The sequence below is a fragment of the Pontibacter sp. BAB1700 genome, from assembly GCF_000277005.1.
Classification (GTDB): domain Bacteria; phylum Bacteroidota; class Bacteroidia; order Cytophagales; family Hymenobacteraceae; genus Pontibacter; species Pontibacter lucknowensis.
Genome location: NZ_AKIS01000025.1, coordinates 1 through 22,429, shown reverse-complemented (window position 1 = coordinate 22,429; position 22,429 = coordinate 1). Strand labels below are relative to the sequence as shown.

Here is a 22,429-nt window from a genome sequence, read left to right as displayed (position 1 = left end):
ACCTGAGAGAATGTTCTTGATCTGAGCAATGTACTGGTTGTACGTTGTTTCATCTACCAAATCTTCACAAGGGCCTTTACAGTTACCGATGTGATACTCCAGGCAAACCTTAAACTTACCAGCAGCAATGTTTTCTGGAGACAGGTTATAGGTGCAGGTACGGAGTGGATATAAAGTCCGAATCAGGTCCAGTACAATATGCATGGTGGTGCCGCTAGGGTATGGGCCAAAGTAGCGGGAACCATCATTGATCTTATTACGCGTGCTGATGACACGCGGAAAGCGCTCATTTACAATGCAAATGTAAGGGTAAGTTTTTCCATCCTTAAGCAGGATGTTATACTTGGGCTGGTACTGCTTGATGAGGTTGTTTTCCAGCAAAAAAGCATCAGCTTCCGTATCCACTATCGTGAATTCGATGTCCTTGATCTTGGAGATCAGCTTCAGCGTCTTTTTATTATGCTGTGCAGAGCGATTGAAATAGGAGCTGACACGCTTCCTGATATCAATCGCTTTGCCTACATAAATGATGCCTTCATCATCGAAGAACTTATAAATGCCCGGTTTATGTGGTAGATGGGAAATCTTCTCCCGTAGCTTCTCGTTTGCAGCCATGCTCAAATTTCATTAGAAAGCATCTAAGTCGATCGGGGCAGGTGTTTGATAAAACTGATCCTGCTGAACGGAGTCTACTGACATGCCGTTGTTATACTTAGAACAATCTAATTCTACCGATAAAGGCGTAGAAGGTTTAGGGAAAGGATCTCTTGTAGCTTCTAAGGTCTTGTCGGCGTATACCTTCTGGAGGAAGTTTCCATAGATCGGCATGGCCAGTTTATTGCCCTGACCCAACGCAATGGTACGGAAGTGAATAGAACGGTCGTCACCACCAACCCAGGCACCAGCTACCAGGTCCGGCGTTATACCCATGAACCAGGCATCAGAGTAGTTTTGGGTTGTACCAGTCTTACCGCCAATCTCGTTCTTAAGTCCGTTGCGGTGGCGCAGGCCGTAGTAAGCAGTACCGCCCGGCTCTGCCGCAGCCTTGAGCATGTGCACCATCATGTAAGCAGTTTCTTCACTCAGGCGTCTACCGTCTTCGGCACAAATTCGTGCAGCACATTGCCATGCTTGTCTTCAATGCGGGTGATAAAGTTTGGCTCTACCCAGGTTCCACTGTTCACAAAGGTGCCATACGCACCCACCATGTCATAAAGTGTTACGTCATTTACACCAAGCGCCAACGATGGATTAGCCTCCAGTGGTGTTGAGATGCCCATACGTTTGGCGGTCTTAACCAACGTTTCTGCTCCAAGTTTGTTCACCAGGAAAGCAGAGATCGAGTTAACGGACTTTGCCATGGCATTGCGCAGCGTGAACTTCTCGCCGGAGAATTTATTATCGGCATTGTTAGGACACCACATAGTGCCGTCACCCAAAGGTATACATACCTGCGTGTCGAGTACCTCGTAGCAAGGATAATAGCCATTCTCGATAGCGGCAGTGTACAGGAACGGTTTGAACGTAGAGCCCGGCTGACGAGCACCCTGCTTCACGTGGTCATACTTGAAGTGCTTGTAATTGATGCCACCTACCCAAGCTTTGATGTGCCCCGTCTGCGGCTCCATAGCCATGAAACCAGTTTGCAGATAATGTTTGTAATGCTTGAGCGAGTCAAGCGGACTCATCTGAACCTCCTTTTCTCCATCATAAGTAAAAATGGTCATCGGGATTTTCTTGTTCAGGTAGTAGTTAATAGAATCCTGGTTGCCATCGAAGCGTCTGTTCAGGTTGCGGTAGCGGTCGGTACGCTTAATAGCGTTCTCCAGGTAATTCGGGATTTCTTTTCCCTGGCGATCGATCCAGGGGTTTCGGCCTTTCCAGTGTGCAAAAAACTCTTTCTGGCGATCTTTCATATGCTCCTCCACTGCCTGCTCTGCATAAGTCTGCATGCGTGAGTCGATGGTGGTGTAGATCTTCAGACCGTCGGCATACAGGTCGTAGCCATTCTCGCGGCACCACTTCAGCAAAAACTTACTGGCTTCAGTACGGAAATAGGGTGCAAGACCAATATTCTGGTTCTCGACACGGTATTTGAGCTTGATATCAGTTTCTTTCAGGCTGTCGTACTCGGCCTGTGTCATGTAGCCGTACTTCACCATCTGCGACAAAACTACGTTGCGGCGATGCTTCGAATTTTCCGGATTAAACTTCGGGCTATAGTGGTTCGGGTTCTTAAACAAACCTACCAGCACAGCTGACTCCTGTACCTCCAGGTCCTTCGCATCTTTACCAAAAAAGGTCTTGGCAGCAGACTGCAATCCGAAGGCATTGCTACCAAACTCGAAGATGTTCAGGTACATGATCATGATCTCCTGCTTGGTATAGGACTGCTCCAGCTTCACCGACATGATCCACTCCTTTGTTTTGTGGATAAGCGTACGGAAGCCTGGCTTGTCATTCAGGTAGCCGTTGTTCAGCTCTTCACCACGGGTGCGGAACAGGTTTTTGGCAAGCTGCTGTGTCAGGGTACTGCCACCACCTTTGGAACTGCCTATCAGTATACCTCCGGCAACACGGCCATGGCCTCCGGGTCTATACCTGAGTGCTCTTCAAAACGGATATCCTCTGTTGCCATCAAGGCATGCACAAAGTTTTCGGGCAGGTCAGCGTACTCGATCGGGGTGCGGTTTTCGCGGAAATATTTGCCTAGCTCTTTGTTATCGGCGGAATAAAGCACAGAGGAAAGAGCACTCTTCGGGTTCTCGAGTGTGCGCATGTTGGGCAGATCTCCGAAAAGGTTCAGGAAATTGACGCTGACCGCATAAATATACAGGATGAACATAGCCAGGCCACTCAGGAAGAGAAGCCACAGTGTGGAAATGACCTTGGGGAATACCGTTTTTGGTTTTGGGCGGGTGGTTGTTGCCATGTTAATTATTCGTTCTGAAGTAATTCAGATATTCTTCTACATCCTTCTTCTGAAGCAACTTCTGCCAGTTGTCGGATGATATTGCAAAGGTAATGAATTCTACGCCTCTAATCTTGCCAATCGGGGATTGAGGTGCTTTTTGTTTGATGTTATAAGCCTGCGCCTCTTTCATGTTAGGAAAGGCGCGCAATAGCAGTACACCTCTGTTGACGTCGAAAGGCTGCTGGTCCAGCATTAGCTTCTGATTACGGAAATAGGTGTTGTTATACTTCTCATATTTTGCCTCAATATCTTTAAAAGCAGCATGCTCTGTCGGGTATAGCATCACAAAATAATATGCCGAATCGGGAGCATTGGTATAAGCCAGCGGATCAGCGGCTGGTGGCTGTACCGCTGGAGCCTGAGCCGTTGCTGTATCCTGTGCTACTGCAGCTACATCCAAAGGCGTGCCAACCTGAGTAGTGGCTGTCGTGTCAGGCCGGTTGGTTGCCGTGGTATCTGGTATAGGAAGCGCCGTGGCGGGACGCTGCTGTTGCAGGGCCGCATTGCGCTCACGTGCAGATGCCAGTGCGATGCTGTTGTTGACCCGCTGCTCCGGTGTGCGCTCGTCGGTTAGCTGTGCTGTAGGGGGAGCGGGAGCTTCCTGGCGGAGCTGTTGCTTGCTCTCCAGGTCCTGGTAGCGCTTAAGCAACTCGTCGGCACGCGGGGTTAGCGGACTGGATGGGTGCTGCTGCTTAAATGCCAGCAGCTGCTGTTGCAGCAATTCGGGCCTTTCGGAGCGTGCGGTGATCATGACATGCAGGAAAGCCACTTTATCAGGTATGTCGTTGAGCGGGTATACCTGGCTCAGTTCTTTGAGCAGGGTAGTTGCCTGCTGGTATTCGCCTAGTTCGTATTGTGCATAAGCAGAATCATAGAGCGCATGTGCCTTGATGTTGTCAAGTGCGTTCTGGCTCATGTAGTTCGGGTCGTCTACCAGCTTCGCATAGATTGTGTTGGGGTATTGCTGCTTGATCTTAGCGTAATAAGTTTCCTTCTGTTCGCTGCCTGCCCGACTGTAGATCAGGTATAGGCTGTAGTGCGCCTCGGCTGCATGTTCGGATTGCGGGAAGCGTTGCAGGAACTTCTCATAGGTAGCAGTGGCCTGATCAGGTGAGTTGAGCTTTTGTGAGTAGATGTTGGCCAGGCGGAACATGGCATCCTCCAGCAGTTTCTCTGACTGCTGTATGGCCAGTGTCGTGGTCGGGATATTCTGCAAATATGTTTCCACCTGCGTCTGCAGGCGGGCAGAACGACTTTCTTCTGTTTCAGCTTCTGCTGCGGATTCAACAGGGGCCTCCATTGCAATGGCTTCATCCTGGCCACCTTCTATTTCGCCACGGCTCAGGAGTCGCCAGTTGTCCTGCAACGGTCGGTCGCCCCAGCGCCTTACGAATTCAGAGCGGGCAGTAGCCATCGCCGCCGGGTTATCGAAATAAAATACACCTCCTGTATTGCCGGCGCCTAAGGCTGCATTGGGATTATTGCGGCCTCCGACTGTTACGGCTGCCTGCTGCTCCTGAGCCCGTCGGGCTTTGCGTTGCTTATCCTGTTCCAACTGGCGAGCCTGCTCCTGCTGTCGCATTTCCTCTTCCTGCTGCACTATGTTTTGCACAAAGGCCAGGCGTTCACCTTCGCTCATTGCGGCTAACTGCTGCAGGCTGTCCTGTAACTGTATCGTGTTATACTGCTTCGTGAAATCTGCCAGCACATTGCGGCGCTCGAGTACTTGCTCATATTCTATAGCCTGTTGCGGGTATACCTGCACGGCACTATCATAGTAAGCCTGAGCCAGGTCATATTTGTTCAGGTTCTCAAAATAGATCTGACCAGCCAGCAGGTAGGTATAGGCTTTCTGGTTAGGTATAGAGCCCGGAGTTTTCAGAGATTGCTCAATGTTCTGCAGCGCTTTGTCGTAGTGTTGCTGGCGACGCTCGAACACGGCCATTTCGTAGTAGATCTTATCGCGGTACTCGGTGTTCTTCTCGTCGCGCAGCATTTTCTGATAGTAGCCAGCGATGCGGTTCAGGTCTTGCGCATCGTCCAGTTCCGATACCTGGCCCAGGTATAGACGGCTGAAGAAGCCTAGGTCGTAAGGCGGATTGCGACGCAGAATACGGCTGTACTGCTGGTAGGCTTCCTTGCTTTGGCCACGGTCCTGGTAGAGGCGTGCCAGTGAGAAACGTACGCGCGACTGGTCATCCCGCTCCGTGAAGTTCGGCAGGGACAGGTCCAGGTTCTCGATCACGGCGGCGGTATCGCCCTGCATCAGGTGGTACTCAGCGCGGGCCAGGTATAGCTCGCGGGCATTGTCACGGTTCAAGCGCTCTTTGCGCAGAAATTCTGACACCTGCCAAGCATTGTCCGTCTCACCAAGCTTCAGGAAAGCACGCATCAGCCATACCAGCGCCTCGTGTTTAACGTGGCGGTCTTTGCCTGTGGAGTTTACATAGCGGAAGGTCTGTGCGGCCTCCGGGAAATTAAGCTCGTAAAAGCGCACCTTGCCGATGACCAGGTAGCTGTCGTCGATCCATTTGCTGTTCGGGTGGTATTGGATCGGGAAAGAGGCCTTTTTGATCACATCCTCCAGGTCGGCGGCGTGTGCTTTATAAGTAGCGGAGTCGATGGGCGGGAAGATGGGCAGTGGGCGGTTGTAATCATACACGGTCTGGTCCTGTATGCTCTTTTCAATCGCCTCGAGTTTCTCTTTAGCCAGAAAATAGCCATTGTAGCGGGCTGTTGTGTTATGATAGGCCTTACTGAGCGGATTATTGCGCTCAGCAGAACAGCCAGCCAGTATAAGGCAGGACAGCAAGAAGAGAATATATGATGGGTTTTTGCTCAAAGTATCGATCGTGTGCAGCATATATAAGGCAGTCCGGCCGCCTATTCCATTATAACGGCCTGGCTATACCTGAAAGTATCTGGGCCAGGATGAGGCTTAAGCCTCAAGCCATCTACAAAAATACAATAATATGCCAATTATGTAAGGGGCTGTGGATAAAGCCTGAAGCCCGGTATTGAACTATAGAAAATAAGAAATGGTTTCAGCCCTCAGAAGGCATTTGAGGCACCTTAAAAAGCTGGCGAAATAAAACTGATTTGCAGAGAAGCCCATGAAAAAAGCGTAATTTTACAAATCCTTGAAAAACAAAGCAGCGCATGTCACAGGCAGATGATCAAAAGCCAAAGGGCGAAGAATCGTTTAAATCGTACCTGAAGTACTCGGGGCTGGCCTTTCAGATGATCGGGGCGATGGTGCTGGCCGCCTGGGCAGGCTCCAAGCTGGACGACTACATGGGCAACGAGAACCCCTGGATGACGATTGTGCTGCTCGTAGTGGCCGTAGTAGCCTCTATGGTATTGGTAATTATCTCATTAAGTAAAAAGTAAAGCAGTGAAATTCTTCAAAAACCTCCTCATTTTTACTGGTGTCGTGAGCATCGGTATTGGCTTGCTCTCCTTTTATACCGGCACGGCGCTATTGCACCCACTGATCTGGTTTATATTAGGCTTTATGGTGGTAGTTACGGCGCTGGCCTTTTATGTGTCGCGACTGGGCGTTGGCTACGACCCCGATAACTTTCAGTTGTATTACTTTGGCTCGATGGGTTTCCGGATGATCCTCAGTATAGCGGTTATTTTTATTTATGTGTTCATGTACTCTGAAAATGAGCTGCAGTTCGTTTTCAACTTCTTTGCCTTATATTTTCTATTTACCGGGTTTGAAATCTACAGCTTAATAACTAACTTCGCACCGCAATTGAAAAAGCAAAACTAAGAATAGCATTTGCGGATTTTAAATTTGCTTCTAAATCTCTCTTAATGAAGAAGTTATTTATTTTACTGTTTTCCTTCCTGACGATCACTGCTTCTGCAGAGGCTCCGGTTGAAGGCGGCGAGTTCAAGCCAGGCGATATGATCACCCATCACATCGCGGATGATTACAACTGGCATTTTGCCGATGGTGTAACGCTCTACCTTCCTGTTATCCTGATCGATAACGGTACACCAAAGGTGTTTTCATCAAGTAACTTCTATGACGAGAATCACGAGTTGGTGCCTTATGAAGGTTACATGGTGAGTCATGGTCACATCTATCGTGCTGATGCCAACGGACAGCCAGCCGCGGACCAGTCTTCTCTGATTGACATATCTATTACAAAGAACGTTGCTTCTCTTTTCCTTAGTGTGGCCCTGCTTTTTGCAGTTTTCTTCACAATCGCTGGAAGCTATAAGAAAAACAACGGCAAAGCGCCAAGAGGCATTCAGTCTTTCTTTGAGCCAATCATCATCTTTATCCGTGACGAGATTGCCAAGGCGAACATCGGTCCGAAGTATGAGCGCTACATGCCATACCTGCTGACAGTTTTCTTCTTTATCTGGTTCAACAACCTGCTTGGTTTGATGCCAGGTGGCGCTAACTTGACTGGTAACATCGCAGTTACACTGGTACTGGCTACACTGACACTTTTGATCACCGTATTTAGCGGCAACAAAAACTACTGGAAGCACATCTTCGCTACACCAGGTGTTCCTGTGTGGCTGGCTCCGATCATGATCCCGGTTGAATTGATTGGTATCATTACCAAGCCATTCTCCCTGATGGTTCGTCTTTTTGCCAACATCACGGCAGGTCACATTATCATCCTGTCGCTGTTTAGCTTGATCTTTATTTTCCAGAGCATTGCAGTAGGTCCTTTGAGTGTGGCGTTTGCTACTTTCATGAACTTCCTTGAGCTGTTCGTGGCATTGCTTCAAGCGTATATCTTCACGCTGCTGTCAGCGATGTATTTCGGTGGCGCAGTGGAAGAGCATGACCATGTAGGTGACCACGGTCATGGAGATGGTGCGCATCATTAATCTGTTTTTTATTTTTTAACTATATATAACTATAATTATGTTAGCAATTTTGCTTCAAGCAGTAGCAGCTACAACCGATTTCGGTTTGGCTATCATGGGTGCCGGTATCGGTGCTGGTCTGGTTGCCCTTGGCGCTGGTTTGGGTATCGGTAGAATCGGTGGTTCAGCCATGGAGTCTATCGCGCGTCAGCCAGAAGCTGGTGGTAAGATCCAGACTGCTATGATTATCGCGGCTGCCCTTATCGAAGGTGTTGCACTGTTCGGTGTGGTAGTTTGCTTGCTAATCTCTTTCAAAGGCTAATATCCTTTGTAATTGGTCTCTCGTCCGGACGCATGGTCCGGACGGAGAGGTCCAAAATAGTTAAATAGTTAAAAGCAATGCCGGTGTAGAACCGGTGAACTGATTAGAACCTAATTATTCAAATTCATACACAATGGAATTAGTAACCCCAGGTATAGGTTTAATTTTCTGGCAGACGGTGACGTTTATCATCGTGCTGTTCCTGCTTTCCAAGTTCGCCTGGAAGCCGATCATGAACGCCCTGCACGAGCGTGAGACTTCTATTGAAAATGCACTGAGCGCTGCTGAAAAAGCAAAGCTGGAGATGCAGGGTCTGAAGGCAGAGAACGAAAAACTGCTGGCTGAAGCCCGTATGGAGCGTGACAAGATCCTGAAAGAAGCTTCTGATGCTGGTAACGCCCTAGTAGAAACTGCAAGACAGAAGGCAAACGAAGAAGGTTCACGCATGATCGCACAAGCCCGTGAGTCTATCGAGAATGAGAAGCGTGCCGCTATCACAGAAGTGAAGAACATGGCTGCTGCTCTTTCTGTGGATATCGCTGAGCGTATCCTGCGCAAAGAACTGAGCAACCCACAGGCACAGCAAGAGCTGGCTAAAGATTATATCAACGAAGTAACGCTTAACTAATCGTATCACATAGCCCTGTCACTATTTAAGTGCGAAGGCCATAATAAAGCAATATGTCAGAAATAAGAGTTGCTTCGAGATACGCAAAGTCACTGATTGAACTGGCACAGGAGAAAGGTGTTCTGGAGCAAGTGAAGGAGGACATGGATATGTTCGCCAAAGTGCTTGACCAGAGCAGAGATCTGAGACTCCTGATGCGCAACCCGGTTGTGAAATCAGACAAGAAGCTGGCAGTGATCAATGCACTGTTCAAAGGCAAGGTAAATGACCTGACCCTGGCTTTCTTCAGCATTGTGGCCCGCAAAGGCCGTGAGTCAGTGCTGGAGTTTATCGCGCCGGAGTTCGTGAGTCAATACAATGTGTACAAAGGCATTACAACTGCCAGCGTAACCACAGCGGTGCCATTGACAGAAGAACTGCGCAACGAACTAGGTAAGCGTCTGGTAGCCCAGACCGGCCAGCGCGTAGAATTAGAAGAAAAAATTGATCCGTCTTTGATCGGTGGCTTCGTGCTCCGTGTTGGCGATCAGCAGATTGACAGCTCTGTGAAGTATAACCTGAACAAGCTGAGAAATAAATTTAAAGACAACCCCTATATCAATAAATTATAATCATGGCAGAAGTAAGACCTGACGAAGTATCAGCCATACTAAGAGAGCAGCTATCTGGCTTCCGTTCTGAGGCAGAATTGGAAGAAGTAGGTACAGTACTGCAAGTGGGTGACGGTGTCGCTCGTATCTATGGCCTTTCCAAAGCACAGTCTGGTGAGCTATTAGAGTTTGAGAACGGACTTCAGGCGCTTGTTCTGAACCTGGAAGAAGACAACGTAGGTGCCGTAATGCTGGGCGACTACAGCGAAATCAAAGAGGGTGCCACTGTAAGAAGAACGAACCGTATCGCCTCTGTAAAAGTAGGTGATGGCATCATCGGCCGTGTGGTAAACACACTGGGCCAGCCAATCGACGGTAGAGGTCCGATTGCTGGTGACCTGTACGAAATGCCACTGGAGCGTAAAGCACCAGGTGTGGTATTCCGTCAGCCAGTAAACGAGCCAATGCAGACTGGTATCAAGGCGATCGACTCCATGATTCCAATCGGCCGTGGCCAGCGTGAGCTGATCATCGGTGACCGTCAGACAGGTAAGTCTGCCGTTGCAATCGATACAATCCTGAACCAGCGCGAGTTCTTCGAAAAAGGACAGCCAGTGTTCTGTATATATGTAGCCGTAGGTCAGAAAGCATCTACTGTAGCACAGGTTGTGAAGTCACTGACTGAAGGTGGTGCGATGGATTACACAGTAGTAGTTTCGGCTTCTGCTTCTGATCCGGCTCCAATGCAGTTCTTTGCTCCATTTACTGGTGCTGCCATCGGTGAGTTCTTCCGCGATACCGGCCGTCCTGCACTGGTTGTTTATGACGACCTTTCCAAGCAGGCCGTTGCTTACCGCGAAGTGTCTCTGCTGCTGCGTCGTCCTCCAGGGCGTGAAGCTTATCCTGGTGACGTGTTCTACCTACACTCGCGCCTTCTGGAGCGTGCCGCTAAGGTGAACGCATCTGATGAGATCGCTCGTAACATGAATGATTTGCCAGAGTCTATCAAGCACCTCGTGAAAGGTGGTGGTTCATTGACCGCTCTTCCAATCATCGAAACACAGGCTGGTGACGTTTCTGCCTATATCCCAACAAACGTGATCTCGATCACTGACGGTCAGATCTTCCTCGAGACCAATCTGTTCAACTCAGGTATCCGTCCTGCGATCAACGTAGGTATCTCAGTATCGCGTGTGGGTGGTAACGCTCAGATCAAAGCGATGAAGAAAGTATCTGGTACGCTGAAGCTTGACCAAGCGCAGTTCCGTGAACTGGAAGCGTTTGCGAAATTCGGTTCTGACCTGGATGCTGCGACTAAGCTGACAATTGAGCGTGGTCGTCGTAACCTCGAGATCCTGAAGCAGCCACAGTTCTCTCCAGTATCAGTTTCTGAGCAGGTAGCCATCATCTACTGCGCTACAAACGGTCTGTTGGACAATGTGCCTGTATCTGAAGTTAGAACTTTCGAGAAAGACTTCCTGCGCACCATGCGTGCTCAGCATCAGGACACACTGAATGCGCTGCTGGCTGGTAAGCTGGACGACGAGACAACAGGTGTTATCAAGCAGGTAGCTAGAGAGCTTTCTGCCCGTTACAAAAAGTAATAGTTGGTTATGAGTTAGAGACTGCTGACAAAGGCGGTCTCTAACTTTATGCTCATAACATACATAATATGGCAAGTTTAAAAGAGGTTAGAAGCCGCATCACATCGGTACAGTCAACACAGCAGATCACCAAAGCCATGAAAATGGTGGCGGCTGCCAAGTTGAGACGTGCTCAGGACAACATCCTGCGTATGCGCCCTTATGCGCAGCGTTTGAGCGGCATCCTGACCAATCTTTCTCAGCTGACAGAAGGTTCTGTATCGAACATTTACTCTGAAAAGCGTGAGGCAAACAGAGTACTTGTAATCGTGGTAACATCTGACCGTGGTTTGGCTGGCGCTTTTAACTCAAACATCATCAAGGCAGCCAATACACTGGCCCAAGGCAAATACCGTAGCCAGCTGGAGTCAGGTAACCTTACTTTCCTGACGATTGGCCGTAAAGGTGCTGAAGCATTGAGCAAGCGTGGTTACAAAGTGATTGGTGACTTCACCGGCACTTTTGCAAACCTTTCTTTTGACACCGTACGCCTTGCCGCGGAACGTGCCATGGATGGTTTTGTGGCACGTGAGTTTGATCAGGTAGACATCATTTATAACGAGTTCAAAAACGTAGCGACTCAGATCGTGCGTAACGAGCAGTTTCTGCCTATTGAAGACAAGCCAGTAGAGGAAACCGCCAGCAGCATGGTATCTGATTATACCTTTGAGCCGTCTAAAGAGCAGATCATTGAGGAGCTTATCCCTAAGTCGCTTAAGATACAGGTATACAAAGCGGTGTTGGAGTCAAACGCTTCAGAACATGGCGCCCGTATGACTGCCATGGACAAAGCAACGGAAAACGCAGGCGAACTGCTGAAAGAGCTGAAGCTTACTTACAATAGGACGCGTCAGGCGGCCATCACCAAAGAGATTCTCGAGATCGTGGGTGGTGCAGAGGCGCTTGCAGCAAAATAAAAGCAAATACCAAATATTGAAGCAACGCCCATCACACCAGGTGGGCGTTCTTTTTTTGGGGATATAATACAGTGTGTTATATTTTTGTTAAAACATCGAGTACAGGAATGTATGCTAGCCGATTAGATGGAAAGTGTTCCCTATATTTGAGAAACTCAACAACATACACATGAAGTTAAGCGGTTTTAAATCCGGCATACAGACATTAGTTGCAGCAGTACTATTAATTGCTGTGCAGGCTTGCACGACAACTAACAGCCCAAGCATAGCAAGGGAGCAGGGAAACCAACCTGTGATAGGCGTCGAAGGCCGCCCAAAACTGATCGTAGGTATTGTGGTGGACCAGATGCGCTACGATTTTCTGTACCGCTACTGGGACAAGTACAGCGAAGGCGGTTTCAAAAGACTGGTAAGGCAGGGCTTTAACTTCAAGAACAACCAGTACAGTTATGTGCCCACTTACACGGGGCCAGGCCATGCTTCGGTATATACCGGCAGCGTACCCGCCCTTAACGGCATTATTGGAAACTCCTGGTATGATAGAACAACAGGTAAATCCATGTACTGCGTGGAAGACAGGAGCGTGAAAACAGTTGGCAGTACGTCTGATGCTGGACTGATGTCACCTCGAAATCTGTTGACCACCACCATAACCGACGAATTGCGACTATCAAACAACATGCAGTCAAAGGTAATCGGTGTAGCGCTGAAAGACAGAGGATCGATTCTACCGGCTGGCCATACCGCAAATGGAGCTTACTGGTTTGACTCTCCTTCCGGCAACTGGATTACAAGTACCTTCTATGCGGATGCCCTGCCTAACTGGGTACAGGAGTTTAATAATCAAAAGCAACCGGATAAGCTCTTGAGTGAGGTATGGAACACACTGCTGCCAATAGAGCAGTACACCGAGAGCACAGCAGATGATATGGACTGGGAGCGTGCATTGCCAGGTGAAGAAAGACCGGTGTTCCCGCATAACATCCCGGCCATTCGTGGCAAGGATTACGAGCTGATCCGTTCTATACCTGCAGGCAATACATTGACAACCGAGTTTGCCAAGGCAGCCTTACGTGGCGAGAACTTAGGCAAAGGCAATTTCACCGATTTCCTGGCGCTGAGCTACTCCACACCTGACTATACCGGTCACTCCTTTGGCCCTAATTCCATTGAAGTGCAGGATGTATACCTGCGCCTCGACCGCGAAATAGAAGAACTGATTAACCTGCTTGAAAATGAAATAGGCAAAGACAACGTCCTGATTTTCCTGACAGCAGACCACGGAGCAGCCCATGTGCCGGCTTACATGGAGTCGCTTAATATCCCGGCGGGTATAGCTACTTCCGGTATCATGCGCGATTCTTTGGAGCAGCACCTGACCAAACTGTTTGCAAGGCCGCTGGGTGGAACGCTACACTAACCAGCAGGTATACCTGGACCGTAAGACAATAGAAGGCAAAAAGCTGACAAGAATAGAAGTACAGGAGGCGGCGGCCAACTATGTGATGCGTTTTGATGGTGTGGCGAGAGCTATAACAGGCGAAGCCATACAGCGTGCTGGCTGGGCTGGCGGTATGATGTCACGCCTGGAGAGCGGCTACAATGCACAGCGCTCCGGCGACGTGATCGTAGTACTACAGCCAGGTTGGTTTGAAGGCTATGGCAGCGGTCCGCAGAAAGGCACTACGCACGGTTCTTACAGTAACTATGACACCCACGTGCCGCTGGTATGGTACGGCTGGAAAGTAAAGCCGGGCGAAAGCTCAGTTGAAACAGCGGTAGCGGATATCGCCCCTACGATTGCCTCATGGCTATACATACAGGAGCCAAATGGCAGTGTGGGGCGCCCCTTACAAGAATTTATGAAGTAACAATACCTGTCGGGACGAAGTAGACGACAGCTTTTAAGAAAGAATATATGATGGAGAATTTAGAAAAAAATAACCCATGGCATAGTGTGAGCTATGGTGAAGAGGCCCCGGCAGTCGTTACTGCTATTATTGAAATCCCGAAAGGTTCGAAAGCAAAGTACGAGCTGGACAAGGAAAGTGGTATGCTGAAACTGGACCGCGTACTTTTCTCTTCGGTGAACTACCCAGCCAACTACGGCTTTATACCTAAAACTTACTGCGACGATAAAGACCCGCTTGATATCCTGGTGATCTGTTCGCTTGACGTAGTGCCCATGTGCCTGATCGATGCGAAGGTGATCGGTGTGATGCGTATGATCGATAACAACGAAGAAGACGACAAGATCATCGCTGTGGCTAATAACGATATGTCTGTGCGTCACATCAACGATATTTCTGAGCTTCCTCCACACACTCTGCTGGAGATGCGCCGTTTCTTTGAAGACTACAAGAAGCTGGAGCACAAAGAAGTGATCGTGGAGCAGTTCCTGGGCCGCGAGCCAGCTTACGAGATCATCAAAGAAAGCATCAGACTGTATGACGCTACCTTCGGTGAAGCTGCACCAAAGAGCACAATCTAGACTTTTACTTTTCCTGTAAAGCCTGATGTGGGATAAAACCTGTGTCAGGCTTTTTTATTTACAGCCGTTCAGCATTTGAAAGCCGTACCTGAATTGCGAACTTGCAGAGAAGAATGCCAGAAAAAGAACACAGCGGGATAAGGCGCCAACAGCCACTGGCAAGTTGGCTTAGAGCAGGTATAGAAGCCTTTCTCTACAGCAGTGTGTTCATTTCACTCTGCGCTTTCGGGTTGACAGTAGAAACCTATCTGCTGACAGGTAATGAAGTATCACTCCCAATGGCGGGCTTTGTGTTTCTGGCAACGCTCTTCACCTACAACACCAGCAGCCTGCAGCGCACCTGGCGCGGGTGGGGGACAAGTATAGCGGGGCAATCCTGGAGCATACGGCATCAGCGGGAATTGACCATGCTGGCATTGCTTAGTTTAGCAGGGGCGGTAGTCCTGTTCTTCATGTACCAACTCCGGATCAACCTGTGGTTTGTGCTGACGCTGGCACTTATCTCAATAGGTTATACTGTGCCGTTGGGGAGTAACCGGATAAAGCCTTTCCGGAGCGTGCCGCTGCTGAAGGTGTTCTTGATCGCTCTGGTCTGGTCTGCCGTTACGGTGCTGTTTCCTCTGATCGATGCTGCTGTGCAGTTGGGCAGCCAGGTAATACTTATATGGCTACGGCGCTTCCTGTTTATACTGGCGCTGGCCTTGCTGTTCGACATCCGCGACTATACCTACGACCGCCGCACCCGCACCCTCACCTTTCCAGGTTTGCTAGGGGAGCACTATACGCGGTATTTGTCCCTCGGGCTCCTCCTGCTATATCTGCTGCTGGTACTGTTGACTGAGCAAGGAGCAATCTTGATCAGCTTAATGAGTGCTGCTCTGGTAGCCGGACTGATCGTGTGGAATGCCTCGGAAGAAAAGCCCCGAATCTACTATGCCTTATTAGCCGATGGTGCCATGCTGGTACATTTTGCCTTCGTATACCTGGCTGTGAGCTAAGAGCGGCTCAGGTGCTGATAGGCTTGTGGCAAATGCTGTATGACATCGGAGGCGATCATAGCGATCTCTCCTACCGTTCCCTTGGCCAGATCGCCGGCCAGCCCGTGCAGGTATACGCCCAGCAGGCAAGCCTCCTTCAGGGTATAGCCCTGCGCTACCAGGCTGTCAGAATGCCGGTCAGCACATCGCCTGTACCACCTGTGGCCATACCTGCGTTGCCTGAAGTGTTGAAGTAAATGTCTCCTTCAGGCGTGGCAATGGCCGAATGGCTTCCTTTGAGCACCATATAGCATTGGTATACCCGGCAGAATTCCCGCAGCTCCTCCAGCCTTTCATATTCATTGTTGCTTTTGCAGACAAGGCGCTCAAACTCTTTGGGGTGCGGCGTGAAGATGACCTTCTCTTTTGGAAGCTGCGCCTTGAGTTTGTCGCTGCTGGCGATCAGGTTGATGGCGTCAGCGTCGATGACCAGGGGCAGATCAGTGGTAGCCAGTAGTTGGCCCAGCATGGTTTTGGTGACACGCTCAGTCCCTATACCCGGACCTATACCTACGGCATTAAACTTCTCCATGGACTCCGGCAGCCTGGACAGGTGCTTGCGGTTGTTGTCAGGGATAAGCATGGCTTCGGGCACGGCCGTCTGCAGAACGTCATAACCAATAGCGGGAGCCTGTACAGTGAGCAAGCCTACTCCGCTACGCAGGCAAGCCCTGGCCGCGAGCACAGCCGCTCCTATTTTGCCATAACCTCCGCAAAGCAGCAGGGCATGTCCGTAGGTACCTTTGTGCGAAAACCTGGTACGTGGCTTTATCAGCTGCTGAATCTCTTTTTGTATGATGTAGTGGAAGTTCGAGCTAGCCTCTGCCAGGTACGACGGGCTCAAACCAATGGGTACAGTGTGCCATTCTCCCACGTACTGCTCATGCTGTGGCAGAAAAAAAGCGAGTTTCGGCAACTCAAAGCTCACTGTATAATCTGCCTGTACGATGGCTCCCTCGGATGGTGTCTGCTTATCGGTGTACAAACCTGAAGGTATATCGATAGCAACAGTGCAGTTACTATGCTTATTGAGCCACTTGATCACATCAGCATAAAGTCCGGTAACAGGTCTGGAAAGACCGGTACCGAACAGGGCATCGATCACACAGGCTTTGTCAGGTATGGTAGGCAGGTCATCTTTGCTCGTAATGTGGTGTGGTGGTACCTCGTGCGGCAGTCGCTCCAGGTTGATCTGAAAATCCCGGGATGTCTCCTGGCCATCGTTAACCAGGTATAGCTGCACATCATAGAGGCGCTGGTGTAGCAGGCGGGCCACTACCAGGCCATCGCCGCCATTGTTGCCGGGGCCGCAGAAGATACAGACAGGGCGCTCCGGCGTAAACTTGTTTTCCAGCCAGCCTGCAAAAGCCCTTGCTGCCCGTTCCATCAATTCATCTGAAGCAATACCTTCCTCGCTGATGGTCTGTGCATCAGCTTCACGGGTTTGTTGAGCGGATAGGATTTTCATACGTTATTTTTATACTTCTGAATCAGTAGATAGTTGTACGCATTTTATGTTCCTATACCTGACGGCACACCTTTGTGAGGTGAGCAGCGAAGGCCGACAGGTATAGCGTCGGAAAGCAGGCTTAAAGCTAACAAAGCTTTTAATATCAAAATGCCAGCGTCGCTGTGAGCTTCAGCTTCAGGTTATCCTTAGCCTGAGGGAGGGCGTAAGGGCCGTAGCGGTAAAAAGCGCCTACCCCGACACCCGAGAAGGCAGAGCTGATGATATTGTTGAGCATCAAACCTGATTCAAAAAAGCCTTTGCGCATGTTGCTGTACTCGAGCGGCTCCAAATCAGGTATAGACTGGCGCAGGTCGCCAATGCCCATGTTCTGCACGAGCACCAAGTCTGGCTTGAAGAGTTTGGTGTTGAGCAGGCGCTTGCCCAAGTCCTGACGCAGGAACAGGGCTACGTAGCGATCAGAAAAGAACTCGTAAGGGCGCATCGTCTCAAAGCCCTCGCCGGCATACACATTGTAGCTGGAGCTATAGCTGCCATAGCCATTGTATAGGGTCACAAAAGGGGCATCGCCCTGCACGAAACCGCCTGCCAGCACAAAACTGGTCTCGCCGAGGCTACGCTGCCGGAAGGATCCTTCAGCACGCAAATCGAACTTGTTGTAGGTGTAACCGTCACTTTCAAGGGCATCAATGCCTTTGGTGTATTGCAGCCAGAGCACAGGATAGCGGCTTGGCATGGGCATTGTGCGGTTGAAGAGCTGCATGTACTGCTCGCCATAGGCAAAGCGCAAGCCTGCCCTCGCTTCGGCCAGGTTGAATTCCGGCGCGGCTATACCTGACTCGGGCGTGAAAAGTGGTAAAGTAGGCCGGCGCTGCTCCTGCCGTATACCTGCCTGCCACTGTACATAGCGCAGCATACGCCCACTCAAACCGGCGCTCCGTTGGGTGGTATAGTCCAGATTTGGCAACAAAGCAGGACGCAGGTCGCTGAGCAGACTACGTTCCCGGAAAGGTATGCGACGGCCTCCTGGCTCTTCTACGTCTTCAGCATAAGCAACTGAAAGCGTGAGTTCAGAAGGTTTGTGCAGTTTAACGGCCGCATCAGCCCCATATTTGTGCTCCATGTCGCGCAGGCCGTAGCCCCAGTAGCCACCCACCGTGAAGCGCTCTGAAAGCAGGCTGTTGGTATGGGCGCCTATACCTAGCCGGAGGCCTTCAAACCGACTCACCTTAAGCAAGCGGTTCAGGTCCAGACTAATAGGACCGATGGGGAGCTGCTTGGCCATCAGATACTCCATGGTGCGGATGGTGCGGTCCAGCTTTTGCGCCTGCCCCACACTGTCGAGGCGCTGGTAAGTGGTCTGCTCTTTTGAGGAGAGCGAATCAGGGCGATACTGCTGCCAGAGTTGCTCCGGCTGTCGCCAGGCATCCGGGCGCTGCTCCAGGGCAATTACCCCAAAATCGCTCCGGCGCAGGGGTGGGCCCAGGTTTACGTTGGTGATGTAAGTGCGGATGTGCCCGTACGGCTGGTGCCCCCGCATGTAGATCTGCTGCACGGTAATCTCTACATCCAGCTCCGCAGGAAACCACTGCCGGTTATCGACTTTCACAAATTGCTGCTGCAGCTTCAAGCCCCGTTTGTCATCCGCGTGTGACTCGGCTAGCACGTTCTGCACAGCCCAGCCATCGCTGTTGATGTAGAGCAGACCTTTGAGGCCGTTGAAGTTCTTGCCGGGTTGGGGTGCATAGGAGATGATAAAAACAGTGTCCGCTCCCACCACAGCCGTTTCCTGGAGCACAAAGTCATAGCGCTTGGTGCTGCCATTGCTCAGGGGGCTCAGGTAGCGCTTCCCGAAGAACACCGGCATGTCATCATACACTGAAAACTCCCGTGCCTCAGCGGCCACAACGCCAAAGCTAGGCTGCTGCAGCCCTGACACCCGGGGTTGCCAGGATGGTTTCTTTTGAAAGGTTCTTGCCTAGCTGCGCATAATCGGTGATGCTCTCCATCAGGAAGAGGTGTTGCCTGGTCAGTAGGTTACGCATGCGCAAAAAAGAAGAGTCCTGCTCTGCCAGGCGCAGCGTATCGCGCAGGTCGAGATCATCCGGTGCGTTGGCAGTCAGGATAAACTTGTTATAGGTGCGGTAGGTATAAGCCGGAATGTTTTCGAGGCGGTGGCGGTCACGGTTCTGGTTGGCCAGTTGGATAATGCGGTGCGCCGGGTTTATACCTGACCGGATCACGACTTCCCGCAGTTGGGCTGCTGAAGGGCGAAGGAGAATATCGAGCTGTGACAGCGAATCAACCGGTGCCGTTTGCGGGGTATAGCCCACATAACTGAAACGCAGACTGGTAATGGGGCGGTTGTGCCGGAGCTGGTACTGGCCATCTAGGTTTGAGGTGGTGCCTGTTTCGCCTCCATTGACTACGATGCTCACAAATGGAAGCCGTTCCCGGGTGTTGGCATCGCGCACGGTGCCCTGCACATTGTATACCTGCGCCAGGGAGGTGACGGTACAGAGCAGAAGTTGCAGTAGCAGGAGCAGTCGGAGTGTTGGCATGCAGTAAATATAAAAAGAATTGGCGCCTCCCCATAGACAGAGAGACGCCAAACTATACCTGATGTACAGGATGAATGTTTAGAAAGTCACGGACATGGCCATGCCCATTTGCCCATTTGGCAGCACAGTAGGGTACATGGCCGTGTTCAGACCGCCACCCTTGGTGAGTTTGGCCTGTACCCAGTAGACCGTGTTGACGGATATAATGCCCACACCTGCACCGGCCAGTACATCAGATAGCCAGTGGGCATCGTTCAGCACACGCAGCACACCGGTACCACCAGCTATACCATAGCTCACCACACTTACCCAAGGGCTCTTGTGCCGAAACTCCTTGTCCATAAAAGTGGCGATTGTGAACGCATAGGCCGTGTGACCCGAGGGGAAGGCATAGGGCTTACCGTTAGGTCTGTCTCTGTCAGTAAGTTTCTTGGTGGGCCATACGATAGCCGATGCCAATGCTCCGGAAGAAAGGAGCAGCAGCGTTTGGCGCCCGAGTTCGTGCCTGTTCTGAGACGAAATAATGTTGAAGCCATAGAGGCCTACCAAAGGAGCCAGCATGGCAAAATCATCGGCGTTGGTTGCAAACTTAGGGAATACTCTGTGCCGGTAGTTAAAGACATCATCGCTGTTCAGGATACCATCTCCTCCCATGGTATAGATACCGGCACCGATCAGCGCGACGGCAGGTATAACGGCTCGCTTGAGGTAACGCTTGTTGTCACCCTCCAGTCGCTGTGACTCTGTGAAAGGCTTTTTCTGACCGGGGAGTACCGTGTCGCCAGGCGGTACGAAGAAACGTGGGTCTACGGAGATAGACCGGAGCGTATCAGGACCGGGCTTTTTGGAAGGTTTTACCTGGGCAGTTGCATGGTAGGACCTAGCAGGATTGTGAGCCAAAGTAAGTGTACAGTGAATAGCTGGTTTAATCTCATATACTTGCTATAGGAAATACATCTGGTATTCAGAAGTGCATAAATCAACGCCTCTCTAATTTTTAACGATTAAGAGTAGCATGAGTTTTAAGAAGGGGGTACATAGCACGCCGTAGCATGTACTTCAGCCCGAAGCAGCAAGTAGTTTACCTGTCCACTTCGCCCAGCACGATATCCACGGAGCCCACAATAGCAATCAGGTCGGCTACCATGCAGCCGCGGCTTATTTCGGGTAGTACAGACAGGTTCACAAAGCAGGGAGAGCGGCCATGGCAGCGGAAAGGTACGTCGCTTCGGTCGGTGGTGCGGAAAAAGTAGCCCAGCTCGCCACGAGGTGTTTCGCCCCGGAAGTAAAGTTCCTGTGTGCCGGTCATACGCATCTTCTTGGGGCAAGCCGCCTGCGGATCAAAGTCCGGGGTGCGCTTGTGCTCGCCGAGCAGCGCATCAAGGCACTGGCTGATGATCTTGACTGACTCGCGGCACTCGAGCGCCCGCACGTAGTTGCGATCCCAGCAGTCGCCAGTACTGCCCATGATGCCTTCACCGATCGGTACTTCAAATTCCAGTTCCGGGTATACGCTATACCCATCGACGCGGCGCAGGTCGTGGCGCAGGCCAGAGCCACGCAGCATCGGGCCGGAGCAGCCGTAGTTAATGGCCACATCCAGTGGCAGCACACCTACATTGGCAGTGCGGTCAATGAAGATCTTATTAGTTAGCAGGATGGTATCGAGTTCGTCGAGCTTGGGCTGTAGGTAGTTGATAAACTCACGGCAGCGCTCTTCAAAGCCGATAGGCAGGTCATAGTACAGGCCACCTACCCAAATGTAGTTGTAAAGCATGCGGGCTCCAGAGGTCCACTCCAGCAGGCGCTGGATGTGTTCCCGGTCGCGCAGCAGCCACAGAAATGGTGTGAAAGCTCCGATGTCGATGGCGTAGGTACCGATGGCCAAAAAGTGCGAGGCCAGCCGGTTGAGCTCCGTTACCAGCACCCGGATGTACTCTACCCGCTTCGGAATCTGGTCGGTTATACCCAACAGCTTCTCGACGCCCATGCACCACACATGCTCCGAGTTCATGGCAGCCAGGTAATCCATGCGGTCCACGTAGGGGATGGTCTGGTTGTAGGCCATGCTCTCGGCGTGCTTTTCGAAGCAGCGGTGCAGGTAGCCGATGTGTGGCGCTACATTGGTAATGATCTCCCCGTCTGTGACTACCTCCAGGCGCAGGACACCGTGCGTGCTCGGGTGCTGCGGCCCCATGTTCACGATCATCTCGCCCGCCCGCAGATTATCCAGGCTGAACTTGTTCGGCTCCGACTGCAGCAGGTATTCTTTGTGCGTGGTAGACAAGGGAGAAATTACTTAAGAGGTTATAGTTATGAGTTAAGCAAAGTTCGGAAAAATGGGTGAATTATGAAGGGAGAGTTTTGCGGAAGACAATAGGAAAGAAAAGTATAGTTTACTGGATATATAGTATATTCGGTAATCCGGTTTGGTTTATTTGTAGAAAACGACAAAAACGGGATGTTTATTCCGTTTATGCACTAGTTATGGGCAATAAGCAACTATGATAAAATCAAACTTTAAAATACTAATTCTCATCGGACGGTGCTTCATTTTAGCAGTTGGTATTGGAGCATTGATCATGTCTTTATTGTTTGTTAACATAATTACAAAGGATTTCGACACGGCAGGTCTTGTTGCTTCTCTTGTCTTTTCTATGCTTGCTATGGCCTTCATTTATGTAGGTCTTGACGCTGTTAAAGCTGTAACTGTTGACCCTAATAATAAGATTCTGAAAGTGAGTTACCTTGGTATCTATATTCAGGTCATTAGTCAGAACGAGATATTAGGTTTCACATTAAAGCCATTCACAAACAAGTTGGGGACCTTCAGGGGGACTTTGATACAGACAAAAAAGAATAAGCAGGTACAATTTAGCGAATTAGATTACCAGAATTACGCTGATTTGGAAGATGGAGTAAAAGAGTTAGCCCCCTTTGATAACAACATCCAAATAAA

General features: G+C 50.4%; 23 protein-coding genes. 13 read left to right on the top strand and 10 right to left on the bottom strand.

All coding sequences use genetic code 11. The features are described 5' to 3' along the window. The 5 genes from O71_RS03720 to O71_RS03710 all read right to left on the bottom strand — a co-directional run. On the bottom strand, positions 1–615 hold a 615-nt coding region (locus O71_RS03720), incomplete at its 3' end, for a GIY-YIG nuclease family protein (protein ID WP_007653350.1). 12 nt (positions 616–627) lie between these two features. Then, positions 628–1,065, bottom strand: a complete 438-nt coding sequence (locus tag O71_RS27030) for a hypothetical protein (RefSeq protein ID WP_369750872.1) — start codon at positions 1,063–1,065, stop codon at positions 628–630. Positions 1,066–1,082: 17 nt separating this feature from the next. Then, the gene (locus tag O71_RS27025) at positions 1,083–2,504 is read right to left on the bottom strand and encodes a transglycosylase domain-containing protein (protein WP_369750873.1); all 1,422 of its coding nucleotides are present in this window, start codon (positions 2,502–2,504) and stop codon (positions 1,083–1,085) included. Positions 2,505–2,557: 53 nt separating this feature from the next. After that, the gene (locus tag O71_RS27020) at positions 2,558–2,932 is read right to left on the bottom strand and encodes a transglycosylase domain-containing protein (RefSeq protein ID WP_369750871.1); all 375 of its coding nucleotides are present in this window, start codon (positions 2,930–2,932) and stop codon (positions 2,558–2,560) included. A 1-nt stretch (position 2,933) separates the two neighbouring features. Continuing rightward, entirely contained in the window at positions 2,934–5,837 is a 2,904-nt protein-coding gene (locus O71_RS03710; RefSeq protein ID WP_007653349.1) for a tetratricopeptide repeat protein, read from the bottom strand. Positions 5,838–6,133: 296 nt separating this feature from the next. Between O71_RS03710 and O71_RS03705 the strand changes: the two genes are divergently transcribed. The 12 genes from O71_RS03705 to O71_RS03655 all read left to right on the top strand — a co-directional run bounded on the left by O71_RS03705 (position 6,134) and on the right by O71_RS03655 (position 15,402). Further along, complete coding sequence (locus tag O71_RS03705; RefSeq protein WP_007653348.1) at positions 6,134–6,364, top strand: AtpZ/AtpI family protein; 231 nt, start codon at positions 6,134–6,136, stop codon at positions 6,362–6,364. Between the two features lie 4 nt (positions 6,365–6,368). Next, a complete protein-coding gene (locus O71_RS03700) occupies positions 6,369–6,752 on the top strand; it encodes a hypothetical protein (RefSeq protein WP_007653347.1) in 384 nt (127 codons plus the stop codon). A 44-nt stretch (positions 6,753–6,796) separates the two neighbouring features. Next, entirely contained in the window at positions 6,797–7,834 is a 1,038-nt protein-coding gene (gene atpB, locus O71_RS03695) for a F0F1 ATP synthase subunit A (RefSeq protein WP_007653346.1), read from the top strand. A 37-nt stretch (positions 7,835–7,871) separates the two neighbouring features. Beyond that, positions 7,872–8,135: an ATP synthase F0 subunit C gene (gene atpE / locus O71_RS03690; RefSeq protein ID WP_007653345.1), complete on the top strand. Its 264-nt coding sequence runs from the start codon at positions 7,872–7,874 to the stop codon at positions 8,133–8,135. Between the two features lie 133 nt (positions 8,136–8,268). Beyond that, positions 8,269–8,763 carry a F0F1 ATP synthase subunit B gene (locus tag O71_RS03685; RefSeq protein WP_007653343.1) on the top strand — a complete coding sequence of 165 codons (495 nt, stop codon included), beginning with the start codon at positions 8,269–8,271 and terminating at the stop codon, positions 8,761–8,763. 53 nt (positions 8,764–8,816) lie between these two features. Next, positions 8,817–9,374 carry an ATP synthase F1 subunit delta gene (gene atpH / locus O71_RS03680; RefSeq protein WP_007653341.1) on the top strand — a complete coding sequence of 186 codons (558 nt, stop codon included), beginning with the start codon at positions 8,817–8,819 and terminating at the stop codon, positions 9,372–9,374. 2 nt (positions 9,375–9,376) lie between these two features. Continuing rightward, complete coding sequence (gene atpA / locus O71_RS03675) at positions 9,377–10,957, top strand: F0F1 ATP synthase subunit alpha (protein ID WP_007653339.1); 1,581 nt, start codon at positions 9,377–9,379, stop codon at positions 10,955–10,957. Positions 10,958–11,025: 68 nt separating this feature from the next. Further along, positions 11,026–11,913, top strand: a complete 888-nt coding sequence (atpG, locus tag O71_RS03670) for an ATP synthase F1 subunit gamma (protein ID WP_007653332.1) — start codon at positions 11,026–11,028, stop codon at positions 11,911–11,913. 292 nt (positions 11,914–12,205) lie between these two features. Further along, positions 12,206–13,333 (top strand): alkaline phosphatase family protein, encoded by a 1,128-nt coding sequence (locus O71_RS03665; RefSeq protein ID WP_237717694.1) that lies wholly within the window; start codon positions 12,206–12,208, stop codon positions 13,331–13,333. Beyond that, the gene (locus tag O71_RS25085; RefSeq protein ID WP_081490431.1) at positions 13,317–13,784 is read left to right on the top strand and encodes a hypothetical protein; all 468 of its coding nucleotides are present in this window, start codon (positions 13,317–13,319) and stop codon (positions 13,782–13,784) included. Before O71_RS03665 ends, O71_RS25085 begins: the two co-directional genes overlap by 17 nt. Positions 13,785–13,831: 47 nt before the next feature. Further along, positions 13,832–14,404, top strand: coding sequence for an inorganic diphosphatase (locus O71_RS03660; protein ID WP_007653328.1), 573 nt, complete (start codon positions 13,832–13,834; stop codon positions 14,402–14,404). A 113-nt stretch (positions 14,405–14,517) separates the two neighbouring features. Beyond that, the gene (locus tag O71_RS03655) at positions 14,518–15,402 is read left to right on the top strand and encodes a UbiA family prenyltransferase (RefSeq protein ID WP_007653326.1); all 885 of its coding nucleotides are present in this window, start codon (positions 14,518–14,520) and stop codon (positions 15,400–15,402) included. A 154-nt stretch (positions 15,403–15,556) separates the two neighbouring features. Here the strand turns inward: O71_RS03655 and O71_RS03650 are convergent, their stop codons facing one another. From O71_RS03650 to O71_RS03630, 5 genes are all read right to left on the bottom strand, one after another. Continuing rightward, positions 15,557–16,909, bottom strand: a complete 1,353-nt coding sequence (locus O71_RS03650; RefSeq protein WP_007653324.1) for a bifunctional ADP-dependent NAD(P)H-hydrate dehydratase/NAD(P)H-hydrate epimerase — start codon at positions 16,907–16,909, stop codon at positions 15,557–15,559. 145 nt (positions 16,910–17,054) lie between these two features. Further along, the gene (locus O71_RS03645) at positions 17,055–18,848 is read right to left on the bottom strand and encodes a DUF5686 family protein (protein ID WP_040573567.1); all 1,794 of its coding nucleotides are present in this window, start codon (positions 18,846–18,848) and stop codon (positions 17,055–17,057) included. Continuing rightward, positions 18,826–19,470, bottom strand: a complete 645-nt coding sequence (locus O71_RS03640; RefSeq protein WP_040573566.1) for a carboxypeptidase-like regulatory domain-containing protein — start codon at positions 19,468–19,470, stop codon at positions 18,826–18,828. The genes O71_RS03645 and O71_RS03640 overlap by 23 nt, the downstream gene beginning before the upstream one ends. Positions 19,471–19,548: 78 nt before the next feature. Next, the gene (locus O71_RS03635) at positions 19,549–20,370 is read right to left on the bottom strand and encodes a phosphatase PAP2 family protein (protein ID WP_007653319.1); all 822 of its coding nucleotides are present in this window, start codon (positions 20,368–20,370) and stop codon (positions 19,549–19,551) included. A gap of 181 nt (positions 20,371–20,551) precedes the next feature. Then, complete coding sequence (locus O71_RS03630; RefSeq protein WP_007653318.1) at positions 20,552–21,757, bottom strand: NADH-quinone oxidoreductase subunit D; 1,206 nt, start codon at positions 21,755–21,757, stop codon at positions 20,552–20,554. Between the two features lie 217 nt (positions 21,758–21,974). Between O71_RS03630 and O71_RS03625 the strand changes: the two genes are divergently transcribed. Further along, the coding region (locus O71_RS03625; RefSeq protein WP_007653315.1) for a hypothetical protein at positions 21,975–22,429 on the top strand (455 nt) is incomplete at its 3' end.

What these genes read in the sequence shown, in the direction of transcription:
- O71_RS03685 (WP_007653343.1), top strand. Translation starts at nt 8,269, where the DNA reads ATGGAATTAGTAACCCCAGGTATAGGTTTAATTTTCTGGCAGACGGTG.
- O71_RS27030 (WP_369750872.1), bottom strand. Translation starts at nt 1,065, where the DNA reads ATGATGGTGCACATGCTCAAGGCTGCGGCAGAGCCGGGCGGTACTGCT.
- O71_RS03640 (WP_040573566.1), bottom strand. Translation starts at nt 19,470, where the DNA reads ATGCCAACACTCCGACTGCTCCTGCTACTGCAACTTCTGCTCTGTACC.
- atpE (WP_007653345.1), top strand. Translation starts at nt 7,872, where the DNA reads ATGTTAGCAATTTTGCTTCAAGCAGTAGCAGCTACAACCGATTTCGGT.
- atpB (WP_007653346.1), top strand. Translation starts at nt 6,797, where the DNA reads ATGAAGAAGTTATTTATTTTACTGTTTTCCTTCCTGACGATCACTGCT.
- atpG (WP_007653332.1), top strand. Translation starts at nt 11,026, where the DNA reads ATGGCAAGTTTAAAAGAGGTTAGAAGCCGCATCACATCGGTACAGTCA.
- atpH (WP_007653341.1), top strand. Translation starts at nt 8,817, where the DNA reads ATGTCAGAAATAAGAGTTGCTTCGAGATACGCAAAGTCACTGATTGAA.
- O71_RS27020 (WP_369750871.1), bottom strand. Translation starts at nt 2,932, where the DNA reads ATGGCAACAACCACCCGCCCAAAACCAAAAACGGTATTCCCCAAGGTC.
- atpA (WP_007653339.1), top strand. Translation starts at nt 9,377, where the DNA reads ATGGCAGAAGTAAGACCTGACGAAGTATCAGCCATACTAAGAGAGCAG.
- O71_RS03705 (WP_007653348.1), top strand. Translation starts at nt 6,134, where the DNA reads ATGTCACAGGCAGATGATCAAAAGCCAAAGGGCGAAGAATCGTTTAAA.
- O71_RS03650 (WP_007653324.1), bottom strand. Translation starts at nt 16,909, where the DNA reads ATGAAAATCCTATCCGCTCAACAAACCCGTGAAGCTGATGCACAGACC.
- O71_RS03660 (WP_007653328.1), top strand. Translation starts at nt 13,832, where the DNA reads ATGATGGAGAATTTAGAAAAAAATAACCCATGGCATAGTGTGAGCTAT.
- O71_RS03655 (WP_007653326.1), top strand. Translation starts at nt 14,518, where the DNA reads ATGCCAGAAAAAGAACACAGCGGGATAAGGCGCCAACAGCCACTGGCA.
- O71_RS03710 (WP_007653349.1), bottom strand. Translation starts at nt 5,837, where the DNA reads ATGCTGCACACGATCGATACTTTGAGCAAAAACCCATCATATATTCTC.